Raw genomic sequence first — 12,586 nt, 5'->3', positions numbered from 1 at the left:
GGGCGGCCATGATGCCAGACAAGAAGACCGTAGAACTCGCGTATGCGGAGCGGGTGCGGGAAGCGATCGGCGGGATCCGAGTCAATCCACGCGAGAAGCCCGACTTCGAACTTGTCATGCCTGACTCGAGAACCTGGGGGCTCGAGGTAACCGAGGCATTCCTCTCGGAGACTCACGCGCGTTCCGTTAAGCACCGTGACTTCCTCCGCCGCACACACCACGGGCGACCGTTGAGCAAAGACGACCGAAAGCAAACAGAGGAAGTGGAAGTCGTTGTCACGAGTCCTACCGGCGGGCTACCCATGCACCAGGCTCGCGGCCTGGTAACTAGCAACTCGGCCAGCGCTGATCCGTTCCAGGTGACCGAGTCCGAGCACGCGCTCACGATCGCGCGGGCTATCGAAAAGAAGACGGACAAGGCTCCGAGCTACGACCACTATCCCGCCTATCTCCTCGGGGTGGCGACGCACCTGTCGTTCGGGCCGATGACTGGTGCAGCCTCGTTTCCACCGGCGCTTCGCGAGGCACTCGCTTCATCACCGTTCGCCGAGATCTACGTTATGGAACACGCCCGCGAGTCAGGATTCTCGCCCCTACGCCAACGCATGCTCGAGCTCGACTACCTCAATGTGCGTTCGCTGGTCCAGCGCGACCTACCGCCTCGTGCCCGAGGCCGCCGACCCGAGTGGTGGTGGGTTGAACGTGTACTCGAGGGCATCGGGCACCGGGGGGTTCACGTGGACAAGTCCTTGCGAGGCGCCTCAGTCATAGTTGGCGAGGCATCCGTGGGCACTGCGCCGCGTGGGGAATACCTCGCCTCGGCGCCGCCGAGTGACCGCGAGCAGGCGGTCCTCAACCAGTTGGTGGAGCAGGCGATGGAGACCATGATGTGGGTGGCCCTTAGAGATGGCAGGCGGGCACTGGCCCCCGTTTCCGTCCTGAACGAGTAGCGCTCGAGTTGGTGAAGCGTGTGGTGCACGAATAGTCGTCGTGACCACCCGATTCGACTCCACTTAGTCGGCAACGACGAGGGTCTCTACGGATTTTGGGGCGCATCACTCAGGTAGCATCAGGCCTGAACTGGGGGCTAAATGGATACGTTTACCGAGGGGCTTCGTTGTCAGGACGTTAATGCCGGACTGCGCAACCTCCATCCGAGTGACGCTGTCTTGGGCGATCTGAGCGAAACTCAGCGAGTCGGGATGGCCGCAGGTGTTGCGGCGCTCATTCGGGGCCGAGATGTCATCGAGGATGCACCGAATCTTCGCGCTATCGTTGCCGACCAGCTCGACATTCCGACGATCGCTTTCGACTCCGTAGTCGCGACGCTCGAAGAGGCTGGCCTTGTTAGCGACGTCAAGCGGTCTGGCTCCAGGATCACGTCCTTCAGCGAGAACGTGCCGTTCTATGGTGACTTGTACCCGAGACTCGGTAGGGCCTGGCGTGCGGCATCACCGAGCGAACTCGAACAACAGGTAGTGACGTTGGTCGACGGACTCGCCAAGGCACCGATCGCCCGCGACGAAGTCGTCGTTAAGCTCCAACTAGACGAAGCCGATCTCCCGATGCTTCTCGACATCGCGACTGAGGCCCAGCTCGTGCAGACGATCTCGCTGGGGAGCGACGATGTCCTCTACTCGCCGTTCCTTGGCTTCGAGCAGCCGCAACTCCTGGCGGATGCTGTCCGAGATCACGGCTCCCACGAACTGGCCGACGCATTCGAGCTTGTAAGAGGGGAACAGGGCATTCCGGTCTCGCGCGCGGGAGGCGTCATCGAAGATGCCGTCGCTCGAGGGCTCATCCTTGCACCTTCGGTGCAGTTGCCGGGCGGCAGGTTCGAGTCGTTCGCGGCCTTGCCTTACAGCGTCAACAGCGAACTACTGACAACGCGCAAACCGGTTCTCGACAAGGCCCTCGCTGTCATCGCATGCCTCAGGACTGGCCAGTACTTCGGCGGGTACTCGAGCCTGTCACCTGGGGCGCTGGTCCTCGCGATCGAGAAACTGCTACGCGAAGGATCCATCGCCCCCCACTCCTCGTCAGCGCGACAGTACCGACTTCTCAACCGCGCTGGCGTCATTCAGTTTGGCAACGACCCCATGCCAGGAGGAACCTGGGTGGTGCCCACCCTCATCGACACCGAGGACAACCGCGAAGCCCTCGCCTTGGCCCGGGACCTCCTCGTCCACGGCGAAGCGCTCTCCGCTCGCACCACCAATCAGCCGGAAGCGCTCAGGCTCCTCGAGAGTGACGATCGATTCGCCGCCCCACTCAGGACCGTGCACCGCCTGCGTGACAAGCGGCACATGAGTGACAAGAAGTGGCAGGCCGCGGTGGACAAAATGATGGGGCACAGGCACTCATGACTGAAAAGGACCTCGGGCAGAAGGTAGCCGCGCGCCGACTTCTATGGCGCATGGGGTACTCGACGCGCATTGACGTCGTGCTGCGTGCGGTCGAGTTGGCGAATCCCGGACGCGGGCACGCGTCCGCCACTCCGGCGTCATTCACAGACCTCGACGTGCTCGGAGTCGCGGTGACACCCTCTGGCGAAGTGCAGACGTGCATCGTCGACTGCAAAACAGGGAACAGCAGCATCATCGGGCGCATGTTCTGGGTGCGAGGGCTAGTCGAGTTGTTCGGGGCTCATGCCTCTTACATGGTGCGTGACCGCCCAATCAGTGCGGACGCGAAACAACTCGCTGCGAGGCTGGGAATCACGGCGCTGAACGAGGTAGACCTGACGCGCCTTGAGGAGCTGATGCCAACGGAAGTTCCGCTCGACTCACATCCACTGACGGGCTTGTTCGACGCTGCGACAGTCACTGAGTCCATGAGCAGATACACCACGATGGACCGTGGCCTGAAGCCGCTCCTCGACTTCCGACAGTTCAATTATTGGGTCTACCCCGACCACCGGAACCTCATCGAGCTGCCTGACACGCTGCTCTCCGTCGCATCCACACTGAAGGCCAACAACCCACAGCACGTCGGTCTTCTCCTGGACTGTGCGTGGTTGTACACATTGTCGCTTGCGCGTTGCGTAGGAGCGCTCCGTGGCAATCACATCGCCGACCTCAACTACGGTCTGAGCGAGTACCTGGTCGGCGGGCCCACACAGTTAAAGCAGCAGCACGAGATCGCTACACTCCTCGTTTCGCTCCAGGAGGCCGGGCAGATACCGACAAGCACGAAGGTGACTGTCAACCCGAGATTCTTCGAGCAACTCCTTGAACTCGTCGTGCGCCTGCTGCGTCGAGGGACATCGCTTAACGCCACGCTGCGACTACTGGAGTTCCAGTCGGAGTCGGCCATGCTTGGGAGGCGACACGCAGCTTCCACGGCCTTTGGCGCTGTGTACGATCGCACGGCAGCCAAGATCGCTGTTGACGTGGTCGAGTTCCTCGTGAGCGCCGCGAACCTCGACCCGCACTTCGTTGCGGTCGCCAGGGATGTGCTGACGAGCGTCGAAGGACCGGGATCTAAGACTTCGGCTCCGGCTGTCGCGGGAGCGACGACGGCGCCACTTGACGGTAACGGTGCACAGGCAACCGATGCGGCACCGGCAGGGCCGAGTGGCCTCAAGGAAGGCGAAAACTAACGAGTCTGGCGCACCGACAGCGCTCGCGCGTCGCGAGCTGTATGGCTCAGCTGCAGCGATTGGTGCCAGGCGGCGTCGCTTGAGAGCCCATCAGGAACCCATCAGATTCAGCCGTGACCAACCGTAAGCATCCGGGTACAGTCGGAATGAGCGAACCGCCAGCTTCCCTCACTTCACCAGGGAACTCGCGACTTCCCTGGACAACCGTGAAGGTCTGGAAATTGGCCGGATCCTACAGAGGGTCGCAGGTTCAAATCCTGTCACCCCGACTCTAGGTCGGGCCCGCGTGGCGACGCGCCGCGCCTTACGGCACGGTGTGCCCTGCCGCGCGGAACATCTCGTACCACTCGGCGCGCGTGAGCACCACGTCGGCGCCCTGCGCGGCGGCCTCCACCCGCGCCGGCGTCGTCGTTCCCAGCACCACCTGCATCTGCGCGGGGTGGCGCGTGAGCCACGCGACAGCGATCGCCTCGGGCGCCACGGAATACTGACCGGCCAGGCGGTCGATCACCGCGTTGAGCTCGCCGTAATTGGGGTTGCCCAGGAACGGCCCATCGAAGAACCGCGCCTGGAAGGGCGACCACGCCTGGAGGGTGATGTCGTTGAGGCGGCAGTAGTCGACCACGCCGTTGTCGCGGTCGATCGACTGGTCGAGGTCGCCCATGTTCGCGGCGATCCCGCTCGCGATCGAGGGCGCGTGGGTGACCGACAGCTGGATCTGGTTGGCCACCAGCGGCCGCTCGACGCTGCGCTTCAGGAGCTCGATCTGCCCGGGGGTGTGGTTCGAGACGCCGAAGTGGCGCACCTTGCCTGCCGCGTGAAGGTCGTCGAAGGCGCGGGCCACCTCGTCGGGCTCCACGAGGGCATCGGGCCGGTGCAGCAGCAGGATGTCGAGGTAGTCGGTGCCCAGCGCCTCGAGCGACGCGTTCGCCGACTCGACGATGTGCTCGTACGAGAAGTCGAAGTACGGCCCCGGCTGGCGGATGCCGCACTTGGTCTGGATGGTGAGGGCCTCGCGCTCGGCCGGCGACAGGCTCAGCGCCTCCGCGAACCTCCGCTCGCACCCGTGATACGGCGGGCCGTAGAGGTCGGCGTGATCCATGAAGTCGATGCCCGCGTCCATGGCGGTGCGCACCAGCGTGCGAACCTCCTCGTCGGACTTGTCCTGGATGCGCATGAGGCCCAGCACCACGGCGGGAGCGGTGATGTCGGTGCCTGGCAGCGTGAACGTCTTCATGGGTGGGCTCCTCGTCGAACTCGGGGGACTGGCACCACGGTAGTCCCGCCTCGCCGTGCGCCGCGACGCCGTCCGCGCGACACTGGAGGTGGACGCGCGAGCGTCGCGCGTCGTGTCGAAGGGGACCGCCATGACCGCCACCGCCCACGTCGTCGTCGGGGTCGTGCCCGGCCAGCCCGATGCCGTCGTCACCACGGCGGCCAGCCTCGCCAGGCTCCTGGGCGCCGAGGTCGCCTGCGCCTGGGTGGACTCGTCTCGCCTCGCCATCGAGCGCCGGCTCGACGGCTCCGTGGTCTCGGTCTCGATGAGCGTCGAGATCAACGACGCCATGGTCGAGACGATGGACCCCGAGCTCGAGCATCACCTGGGTGAACTCCTCGACGGCGCGGGCGCCCCCTGGACGGCGCACGCGCTCGCGGGCCTTCCCTCGCAGCAGCTGGGCGACCTCGCCGACGAGCTCGATGCCGCCATGATCGTGGTCGGCACCCGCGAGCCCGGGCTGAGGGGAAGCCTCCACGAGTTCTTCTCCGGCTCGGTGGCCGCGCAGCTGTCCCACCGGCAGCATCGGCCCGTCCTGGTGGTGCCGCTGGCGCCCGTGGGGCTCGACGCGCCGCTGCCGTGGGAGCCCGACGAGAACCCTTCGCCTTAGGCGTCCACGCTCTCCGCGAGCGCGTTGCCGACCACGAGGCCCATCACCTCGGGAAGCCCGGCGGCAATTTTGCGGCCCGCCACGAGCCAGTACAGCCAGCCGAGCGGGCCGGTGCCCTGGACTCCGTGCCTCACGCGCAGCCCCTCGGCGCTGGGGGCCATGTGGTGCGGGAAGCGCAGCGCCCCGAGGGGAAGCACGATCTCGAACGTCATCTCCTCGCACTCCTTGAGCTCGAGGAAGCGGATGCGTTGCGTGCCGCCCGAGACCAGGGTGCCGCGGGCGCCCACGGTCGGCGGCGTCGGGAAGTCGCAGGCGTCCACGCCCGGGTCGTCGGTCACCCAGTCGGCCGGCGTGGTCCAGCGCCTCCACACGGAGGCGGCCGATGCGGTGGTGAGGACGGTGTGGGAGCGGCTGAGTGCCATCGGGGTCTCCTTGGTGGCTAGGGGTCAGGCGGGGACGGCCGCCGGCGCGGCCTCGTGGCGGCGGGCGAGGGAGGCGCGCGCCTCACGGGCGGCCCGCTCTCCGGCGCGGACCGCGCCGTCCATGAAGCCGGTCATGGTCTGGGCGGTCTCGGTGCCCGCCCAGTGCAGCGGGCCGACGGGGGTGGCCACTGCCGCGCCCACCGTCGTCCACGCGCCGGGACCGGGCACTGCCGTGGGCCCGCCAAGGATCCAGTCCTCGCGCGCCCACCGCTGCTCCGCGTAGTCCAGCGGTGCGAGCGCGTCGGGCCCGAACACCTCGGCGAACGAGCCGAGCGCTCGCGCGCGCCGCTCGGCCGGGGGGAGCGCATCCCAGGCCCGCGCGTCGTCGCCGCCGATGAAGCCCAGCAGGACGCCGCGACCGTCGTTATCGGGGCTCGCGTCGAAAGTCGCGCACACCGGGCCGGACGAGGACTGGGACTGGCCAGACAGCGGCGTCCGCAGCCCGGCGCCGGAGGCGTCGCGCCAAAACGGGCGGTCGTAGACGGCGTAGGCCTTGGACAGGGTGCCCTGAGGCCACGCGTCGGCGAGCGAGGCCCACGGCTCGGGAAGCGCGGGGGAGAAGGCGAGGCGGCCGCGCGCGGCCGGCGGGACTGCCACGATCGCCGCGCGCGCCTCGACCACGAGGCCGTCGGCCCTCACCGACACTCCCTCGTCGCCCCAGGCGACCGAGTGCACTGGCGAGTCGAGCCTCACCCTGTCGCCCAGCGCATCGGCCATCCGCTCGCTGATCGCGGCCGCGCCGTCGTGGAAGTGGCGCTCCTGGAGGCCGCCGGTGGTGCCGAGCAGCGGCCACAGGCCCCCGGCCTGACGCGCGTAGTGGAGGACGTGAAGGAAGGAGATCTCGCGCGGCTCGCAGCCCCATGACGTGCGGGTGACGAAGGAGAACAGGGTGACGAGCAGGTCGCCGCCGCCGCGCGAGCGTAGCCAGTCCTCGAGGCTCAGCGCGTCCCACTGGGCGGCGCGCGGCGCCCTCCATGGCGCCCCGCTCGGGACGGTGGCGGCAAGCCTGTCGATCGTCGCCATCACCGCCCCGAGCTGGGCCAGGCGCAGGGGGCCGATCGGGAAGGCCGACCCCCGGTACTCGCGCCTGCGGGTGCCCACCGCCATCACCTGGGCGCCCTCGTCGTAGGTCGGAAACGTGGTGAGTCCGAGCTCCGCGGCGAGGGCGACCACGTGATCCTGGCCGGGCCCCACGAAGGTCCCGCCCAGGTCGACGTTGAGGCCGGCGACCTCGTGGTTGCGCGTGCGACCCCCGACGCGTGAGGTCGCCTCGAGCACGATGGTGTCGACGCCGGCCGCGGTAAGGCGACGCGCTGCCGTGAGCCCCGACAGGCCTGCGCCGATGATGACGACGTCGGTGGTGAGAGTGTCAGTCATGGTCTCCTCCAGGGATGGCGGGCGTGGGGCGCGGGGCGCGGTACGCGCGCACGGCGAGAAGGGCGGCGGCGACGAGGACGGCGGGCATGACGATCGCGGCGCGCAGCCCGAGGCCGTCGGCGATGACTCCCGTCGCGCCCGAGCCGATGAGGACGCCCAGGTAGTTGAAGAGGTTGAGGCGGGAGACCACCTCGTCCTGGTGGTCGGGGGAGAGGTCGCCGGCGGCCGAGAACGACAGGGGTGCCATCAGGCCGATGCCGAGTCCCGCCGCTCCGAAGGCGGCGACAGCGATCCACGGCACCGGGGCCGCGGCGGCCACACCGAGCGCGCTCGCGGCGAGGATCGTCGCGCCCGTGAGCACCGGCGCGCGGCCGAGCCTCGTCACCAGGCGGTCGCCCGTGAGCCGGCTCACGAGCGAACAGGCCTGGTAGGCGGCGTACCCGAGCGGCACCACCACGGCGAGCGCGTCGAGCTCGCGGTCGAGGAACACCGAGCTCCAGGTGCCGATGACGGAGTCGCCCACGTAGGACACGGCCACGACGGCGCCGAAGACGAGGATGCCCGACCACGGTAGCGGAGGCCGCTCGGTGGGCGCCTGCGCCGCCTCGGGGTCGGGAGCGAGGCGCCCGCGGATCGCGACCGCGATGGCCAGCCCCGTGACGGCGGCGACGCCATAGGCGACCTCGAAGGGCGCCTCGAGGCCCGCGACCGCGGAGACGAGCAGGGCGCCGGCGATCGCGGCGGTGGTCTGCACGGCGTAGAGCGACGAGATGAGGGAGCGTCCCGCGAGCCGCTGCAGGGTGAGGGCCTGCATGTTGTTGCCGGCGTCCGCGAGGCCCACGCCGAGCCCGAACAGGGCGAAGATCGGGAACAGGAGTGCCAGCGGGGCATCGGCCATCGCGAGGCCCACGGCGACCGACTGCACCGCGAACGCCGGCGGCAGCAGGGCGGCCGAGCCCCAGCGGGTGGCGAGCGCGCCAGCCCACACCGAGCCGACCCCGGCGAAGACCACCGTGCCGAGGATGACGAGGGAGACCTCGGTCTCGCCGATGCCCGTGCGCTCCTCGATGCCGGGAAGGCTCGTGAGGATCGCGGCCATGAGCAGGCCCTGGGCGAAGAAGCCGGCGGCCACCCAGGGGCGGGCGGCGGGTGTGGCGGTGGCGGTCATGCGTACCTCTCCTGAGGCGCCGGGGACGTTACTCAGGTTATGGAGCAACTGATCTAAAAAGGTTGCCGCCACGTAAAACCTGTGTTTCGCCCGTCCGGGCCTGCGTGCCGGACACCCGCCCCGTTGCGGGTGACTCGGATACCATCCTGGCCTCAGGGAGGTGTCATGCCGCGCATCGTCGACCACGCCGCGCGCCGCGCCGCGGTGCACGAGGCGCTGTGGCGCGTCATCGGCAGGGTGGGGCTGGAGAGCGCCTCCACGCGCGAGATCGCGCGGGAGGCGGGCCTCTCGCTCGGCGCGCTGAATCACTACTTCGCCAACAAGGACGAGCTGCTCATCTCCGCTCACGAGCTGGGCTTCAGGCGCGCCAGGGACCGCATCCTCGAGACGGGCAGGGGCAAGCGCGGCATGGCGGCGCTGCGCCACGCCCTCGTCGAGTCGTTGCCGCTGGACGAGGAGCGTCTCCTCGAGGCGCACGTCGACGTGTCCTTCTGCGCTCACGCGGTGACGAATCCGCGGCTCGCGCAGGCGCGCCGCGAGTCCCACGTGGAGCTCCGACGGCTGCTCTACGGGGTGATCGCCGAGGCCCGCGAGGACGGCGAACTGCGCGAGGGGCTGGTCGATGCGGAGATCGTGGACGACTGGGTGACCCTCGTCGACGGCGCCTCCGTGCAGGCGCTCATGGAGGGCGCGAGCGACGCGCTGCGCGCGCGCCAGGAGGCCCAGGCCGAGCGCTTCCTCGCGCGGCTCGCGCGGGGCGCTTAGGCGTTCCAGGGCTCGGGGCAGTCACGCAACGAGGCCGCCCCTCCCGGCAGGGAAGGACGGCCTCGCGGACGGGGGAGTGGTCCTAGTGGATCGCCTCGGTGGCGGCGTGCTCGATCGCGAGGCCGGCCTCGTACGTGGTGAGCCACGCCTCGTAGCCCGCGACGTCGGCGGCATCGGGCTCTGCGACGGTGAGGTCGGCCCCCGCAAAGACGCTCTCGGCGAGGTAGGCATCGAGCGCGCGACCCTCGCCGGCACGCACGTGCTCGGCGAGCACCGCGATGCCCCAGGCCCCGCCCTCGGAGGCCGTGTCGCCCACCGTGACGGGGGCGTCAATGGCCGCCGCGAGAAGGCGCTGCGCCACTCCAGCGGTGCGGAACATCCCGCCGTGCGCGAACATCGAGTCGAGCTCGACGCCCTCGCCGTGGAGCACCTTCATGCCCAGGCTCAGCGTGCCGAAGGCGGCGTAGAGCTGCGTGCGCATGAAGTTCGCGAGCGTGAGGCGGCTACCCGGGGTGCGCACCACGAGCGGGCGGCCCTCCTCGAGACCCGTGATGGGCTCGCCGGACAGGTAGTTGTACGCGAGCAGGCCGCCGCCGTCGGCCTCGCCCTCGAGCGCGGCGGCGAACAGGGCGCCGAACACGGACCCGGAGTCGTCCTTGCCGCCCACGGCCGTGGCGAACTCGGTGAAGACCTGCGCCCACGTGCCCAGCTCGGAGGCGCCGTTGTTGCAATGCACCATCGCGACAAGGTCGCCTGCGGGGGTGGTGACGATGTCCAGCTCCTCGTGCACCGACTCGAGCGGCTTCTCGAGCACCACCATCGCGAAGATGGACGTGCCTGCCGAGATGTTGCCGGTGCGCGGGGCCACGGCGTTGGTGGCGACCATGCCGGTGCCGGCGTCGCCCTCCGCGGGGGCCAGGGGAGCGCCGGCCTGGAGAGCGCCCGTCGGGTCGAGCAGCGCCGCGCCCTCGGCGGTCAGCGTGCCTGCCTCCTGCCCCGCGACGAGCACGCGCGGCAGCAGGCCCGCGACGTCGATGCCGGGGTGGCGCGCATCCACGAGGCCCTGGAAGCGGGCAAGCATGGCGGCGTCGTAGTCGCGCGTGGCGGGGTCGATGGGGAACATGCCGGACGCGTCGCCCACGCCGAGCACCTTCTCACCGGTGACCTTCCAGTGCACGTAGCCCGCGAGAGTGGTCACGAAGGCGAGGTCCTTGACGTGCGGCTCGTCGTCGAGGATGGCCTGGTACAGGTGCGACGCGGACCAGCGCAGCGGGAAGTTGAAGCCCAGCTCCTCGGTGAGGCGCGAGGCCGCGGCGCCGGTGTTGGTGTTGCGCCAGGTACGGAAGGGCACCAGCAGGCGGCCCTCGGAGTCGAAGGCGAGGTAGCCGTGCATCATCGCCGAGAATCCCAGCGCCCCCACGGCGGTGAGGTCGGCGCCGTGGCGCTCCTTGGCATCGGCCATGAGGGCGGCGACCGCGCCCTGCAGCCCCGCCCAGATGGCCTCCTCGGAGTAGGTCCACAGGCGGTCCACGAACTGGTTCTCCCACGCGTGCGAGCCGGTGGCGAGCACCTCGTGGTCCGGCCCGATCAGGCAGGCCTTGATGTTGGTGGACCCCAGCTCGATGCCGAGTGAGGTGGTGCCCGCGGCGATGGCCGCGGCGGCGGTGGTGGTCTGCTCCGTCACCGGTGCTCAACTCCCTTGCGATGGTGCGCCCGCGCCGATGCGGGCGTCGTCATGTGAACGTTCACCAACGAGTCTAGGTGGTGCCCTCCCGCCGCCGCGACCCCGAAGGTCCCGGCCCCGTGCATCGGCTGTGAGCGAACTGATTGGGCACACGGGGCACGCCGCACTAGACTCGTGGGGTTGCCCGACTGCGGTGTATCCGCATACGGCGAGGCCAGAACCCCAATCCAGGAGCACATCCAGTGACCAGCGCCCTCGAGAAGATCGACGCCACGACCGTCAAGCTGACGGTCACCCTCACCGAGGAGGACCTCAAGCCCTCCATGGACCACGCCTACGAGCACATCGCTCAGGAGGTCCAGATCCCCGGCTTCCGCAAGGGCAAGGTGCCGCCGCGCATCCTCGAGACCCGCGTGGGCAAGGGCGCCATCATCGAGCACGCCGTCAACGACGGCCTGCCCGGCTGGTACTCCGAGGCCGTCGAGGAGCAGGGCATCCGCCCCTTCGGCCAGCCCGAGGTCGAGGTCGTGAAGATCCCCGGTTCGGAGGAGGGCTTCGAGGGCCTCGAGTTCACCGCCGAGGTCGAGATCCGCCCCGAGGTGGAGCTCCCCGCCGCCGACTCGCTCACCCTCGAGGTGGACCCCATCGAGGTCTCCGACGAGGACGTCCAGGAGCGCCTGGACAACCTGCGTGAGCGCTTCGGCTCGCTGAAGACCGTCGAGCGCCCCGTCGCGGACGGCGACTTCACCACCATCGACCTCGCCGCCAAGCTCGACGGCGCGGACATCGACAACGTGCAGGGCACCTCCTACCAGGTGGGCTCGGGCAACATGCTCGAGGGCCTCGACGACGCGCTCATCGGCCTGTCCGCCGACGAGGAGACCACCTTCGAGGCGCCGCTGGCCGCCGGCGACAACGCCGGTCAGGTCGCGCAGATCACCGTCAAGGTGACCGCCGTCAAGGAGCGCGAGCTCCCCGAGGTGGACGACGACTTCGCCCAGCTCGCGAGCGAGTTCGACACCGTCGACGAGCTCAAGGAGGACCTGAAGGCTCAGGTCACCAAGATCAAGACCAACAACCAGGCCGTCCAGGCCCGCGAGAAGCTGATCGACGCCCTCAAGGACGCGACCGACTTCGAGCTGCCCAAGAAGGTCATCGAGAACGAGGTGCACTCGCACCTCGAGAACGAGAACCGTCTCGAGGACGACGAGCACCGTGCCGAGGTCACCGAGGAGGCGCACAACGCCCTGCGCGCGCAGATCCTCCTCGACCAGCTCGCCGAGGACCTCGACATCGAGGTCCAGCAGAACGAGCTCCTCGACTACCTGCTGAACCAGTCCCGCCAGTACGGCATGGACCCCAACACCTTCATCCAGCAGGTCGAGCAGGCCGGCCAGATCCCCGCGATCGTCGCCGAGGTTGCCCGCTCGAAGGCCACCGCCTTCGCGCTGCGCCGCACCACCGTCAAGGACACCGCGGGCAACGCGGTGGACCTGTCCCCGGTGATCGGCTCGGTCGAGGACGAGAAGACCGAGGAGTCGGAGGAGTCGGCCGAGTAAGGTCCTCCCCACCCACGACGAAGGCCCCGTCTCCCGTGAGGGAGGCGGGGCCTTCGCTTTGGCA

At 69.0% G+C, this 12,586-nt stretch carries 11 protein-coding genes; 6 read left to right on the top strand and 5 right to left on the bottom strand.

Annotated elements, in window-relative coordinates; translation table 11 throughout:
* Nucleotides 1–11 precede the first annotated feature (11 nt).
* The 3 genes from B7K26_RS01605 to B7K26_RS01595 all read left to right on the top strand — a co-directional run bounded on the left by B7K26_RS01605 (nt 12) and on the right by B7K26_RS01595 (nt 3,601).
* Nucleotides 12–950 (top strand): hypothetical protein, encoded by a 939-nt coding sequence (locus tag B7K26_RS01605; protein WP_143340404.1) that lies wholly within the window; start codon nt 12–14, stop codon nt 948–950.
* Nucleotides 951–1,091: 141 nt separating this feature from the next.
* The gene (locus tag B7K26_RS01600; RefSeq protein ID WP_084076935.1) at nt 1,092–2,366 is read left to right on the top strand and encodes a hypothetical protein; all 1,275 of its coding nucleotides are present in this window, start codon (nt 1,092–1,094) and stop codon (nt 2,364–2,366) included.
* A complete protein-coding gene (locus B7K26_RS01595) occupies nt 2,363–3,601 on the top strand; it encodes a hypothetical protein (protein WP_143340403.1) in 1,239 nt (412 codons plus the stop codon). Before B7K26_RS01600 ends, B7K26_RS01595 begins: the two co-directional genes overlap by 4 nt.
* A 304-nt stretch (nt 3,602–3,905) precedes the next feature.
* Here the strand turns inward: B7K26_RS01595 and B7K26_RS01590 are convergent, their stop codons facing one another.
* Complete coding sequence (locus B7K26_RS01590; protein ID WP_084076933.1) at nt 3,906–4,838, bottom strand: aldo/keto reductase family oxidoreductase; 933 nt, start codon at nt 4,836–4,838, stop codon at nt 3,906–3,908.
* 130 nt (nt 4,839–4,968) lie between these two features.
* On the opposite strand from B7K26_RS01590, the gene B7K26_RS01585 reads away from it, so the two are divergent.
* Nucleotides 4,969–5,487: a universal stress protein gene (locus B7K26_RS01585; RefSeq protein WP_084077523.1), complete on the top strand. Its 519-nt coding sequence runs from the start codon at nt 4,969–4,971 to the stop codon at nt 5,485–5,487.
* Here the strand turns inward: B7K26_RS01585 and B7K26_RS01580 are convergent.
* From B7K26_RS01580 to B7K26_RS01570, 3 genes are read right to left on the bottom strand one after another with little or no spacing between them, the layout of a single operon-like run.
* Nucleotides 5,484–5,909 (bottom strand): hypothetical protein, encoded by a 426-nt coding sequence (locus B7K26_RS01580; RefSeq protein ID WP_084076932.1) that lies wholly within the window; start codon nt 5,907–5,909, stop codon nt 5,484–5,486. The two genes, B7K26_RS01585 and B7K26_RS01580, sit on opposite strands and share 4 nt — an antisense overlap.
* Nucleotides 5,910–5,933: 24 nt before the next feature.
* A complete protein-coding gene (locus B7K26_RS01575) occupies nt 5,934–7,346 on the bottom strand; it encodes an FAD-dependent oxidoreductase (RefSeq protein ID WP_084076931.1) in 1,413 nt (470 codons plus the stop codon).
* Nucleotides 7,339–8,514, bottom strand: coding sequence for an MFS transporter (locus tag B7K26_RS01570; RefSeq protein ID WP_084076930.1), 1,176 nt, complete (start codon nt 8,512–8,514; stop codon nt 7,339–7,341). Before B7K26_RS01570 ends, B7K26_RS01575 begins: the two co-directional genes overlap by 8 nt.
* Nucleotides 8,515–8,679: 165 nt before the next feature.
* Between B7K26_RS01570 and B7K26_RS01565 the strand changes: the two genes are divergently transcribed.
* Nucleotides 8,680–9,279, top strand: a complete 600-nt coding sequence (locus B7K26_RS01565) for a TetR/AcrR family transcriptional regulator (RefSeq protein ID WP_084076929.1) — start codon at nt 8,680–8,682, stop codon at nt 9,277–9,279.
* A gap of 82 nt (nt 9,280–9,361) precedes the next feature.
* On the opposite strand, the gene B7K26_RS01560 is transcribed toward B7K26_RS01565, so the two are convergent.
* On the bottom strand, nt 9,362–10,963 hold the full coding sequence (locus B7K26_RS01560; RefSeq protein ID WP_084076928.1) for a xylulokinase: 1,602 nt from the start codon (nt 10,961–10,963) through the stop codon (nt 9,362–9,364).
* A 242-nt stretch (nt 10,964–11,205) separates the two neighbouring features.
* Between B7K26_RS01560 and tig the strand changes: the two genes are divergently transcribed.
* Nucleotides 11,206–12,522 carry a trigger factor gene (tig, locus tag B7K26_RS01555; RefSeq protein WP_084076927.1) on the top strand — a complete coding sequence of 439 codons (1,317 nt, stop codon included), beginning with the start codon at nt 11,206–11,208 and terminating at the stop codon, nt 12,520–12,522.
* Nucleotides 12,523–12,586: the final 64 nt, after the last annotated feature.

Source organism: Demequina sp. NBRC 110057 (genome assembly GCF_002090175.1).
Taxonomy (GTDB): Bacteria; Actinomycetota; Actinomycetes; order Actinomycetales; family Demequinaceae; genus Demequina.
Note: the sequence above shows the minus strand (reverse complement) of the source record. Positions and strands in the feature narration are given on the sequence as shown.